General features: G+C 69.8%; 2 protein-coding genes. Both read right to left on the reverse strand.

Going from position 1 to position 984, the window contains the following annotated elements:
• A partial coding sequence (locus ACFHWU_RS29210; protein ID WP_416592313.1) for an IS3 family transposase occupies nucleotides 1-618 on the reverse strand: 618 nt, incomplete at its 3' end.
• Nucleotides 615-932 carry a transposase gene (locus ACFHWU_RS29215; protein WP_416592314.1) on the reverse strand — a complete coding sequence of 106 codons (318 nt, stop codon included), beginning with the start codon at nucleotides 930-932 and terminating at the stop codon, nucleotides 615-617. The genes ACFHWU_RS29210 and ACFHWU_RS29215, both read right to left, overlap by 4 nt.
• Nucleotides 933-984 lie beyond the last annotated feature (52 nt).

Genomic DNA, 984 nt, shown 5'->3' on the forward strand with positions numbered 1-984 from the left:
CTGGACTCCCCGGTCGGAGTGATGGACGAGTCCGCCCAGGTCGGCGCCCTGGTTCTCGCGGCGCCAGATCGCCATCTTCAGCGCGTCGAGCGCCAGATCCGTGTAGAGCGACGTGGAGACCTGCCAGCCGACGATCATCCGGGAGTACACGTCGAGGACGAACGCGGCGTACACCCAGCCCACGCTGGTGCGCACGTAGGTCAGGTCGGCGACCCACAGCTGGTTCGGCCGTATCGCGGTGAAGTCACGGTTGACCAGGTCAGCGGGCCGGCTGGTCTCGGCGGCCGGTCGGGTCGTGCGCGGTGACCTGTCGCGTAGCAGCCCACGGAGTCCGGACTCGCGCATCAGCCGCTCGACGGTGCACCGGGCCACGTCGACGCCTTGGCGGTGCAGCTCGTGCCAGATCTTGCGGGCCCCGTAGACGCCGTAGTTGGCCTTGTGGACCTGGGCGATCATCGCGGTCAGCTCCTCATCGCGCCTCGATCGGGCCGAGGCGGGGCGGGCCTTGGCGGCGTAGTAGGTCGACGGTGCGATCCCGGCGGGCGTGTCTTCAAGCGCCCGCAGGACCGGCTGGACACCGTGTTCGGCCTTCTGCGAGTCGACGAACGCGACCCTCATCTCGACGGCCGGTCCAGCTCGGCCGCGAAGAAACTCGCCGCGGACTTCAGGATCTGGTTCGCCCGCCGCAGCTCACGGACCTCCCGTTCCAACGCGGCGAGGCGTTCCGCGTCGCCGCTGGTGGTGCCCGGACGGTCGCCGGCGTCGGTCTCGGCCTTCTTCACCCACCCACGCAACGCCTCGGGGTGCACGCCGAGCTGGTCGGCTATCCGCCGGATCGCCCCTACCGCGGACGCCGGGTCCCGGCGGGCCTCGACCACCAACCGGGTCGCACGCTCACGCAGCTCGTCGGAGTACTTCTTCGGTGCGGGCATCGCTGGTGTTCCTCCCAGGTTTCGATGTCTCCATCAAACCCGGTGCGGGACA

This window comes from Micromonospora sp. LOL_015 (assembly GCF_048060275.1).
Classification (GTDB): domain Bacteria; phylum Actinomycetota; class Actinomycetes; order Mycobacteriales; family Micromonosporaceae; genus Micromonospora_E.

What these genes read in the sequence shown, in the direction of transcription:
- ACFHWU_RS29215 (WP_416592314.1), bottom strand. Translation starts at nt 932, where the DNA reads ATGCCCGCACCGAAGAAGTACTCCGACGAGCTGCGTGAGCGTGCGACC.